This is a genomic window from Allobosea sp. ASV33, assembly GCF_016428755.1.
GTDB lineage: Bacteria > Pseudomonadota > Alphaproteobacteria > Rhizobiales > Beijerinckiaceae > Allobosea.
In genome coordinates, this window is record NZ_JAELTI010000252.1 from 1 (window position 1) to 320 (window position 320).

Here is a 320-nt window from a genome sequence, read left to right on the forward strand (position 1 = left end):
TTTCCAGGAGCGCGCCCAGTCGGCCTTCGTCATCCAGCTCCCGCCGGAGAGCGGGTTGACGGCGGCCGGGGCCGTGCCGTGCCGGCTCGCGACATAGAGCGTCTCGCCGATCGCGAAGAGCGAGACCCTGTCTCTTATACACATCTGACGCTGCCGACGATTAACCTTCGGTGTAGATCTCGGTGGTCGCCGGATCAGTAAAAAGGGGGGGGGGGGGGGGGGGGGGGGGGGGGGGGGGGGGGGGGGGGGGGGGGGGGGGGGGGGGGGGGGGGGGGGGGGGGGGGGGGGGGGGGGGGGGGGGGGGGGGGGGGGGGGGGGGG

1 protein-coding gene is annotated in these 320 nt (G+C 76.6%); it reads right to left on the bottom strand.

The features are described 5' to 3' along the window. A partial coding sequence (locus tag JHD80_RS27385) for a hypothetical protein (RefSeq protein WP_199093755.1) occupies positions 1 to 320 on the bottom strand: 320 nt, incomplete at both ends.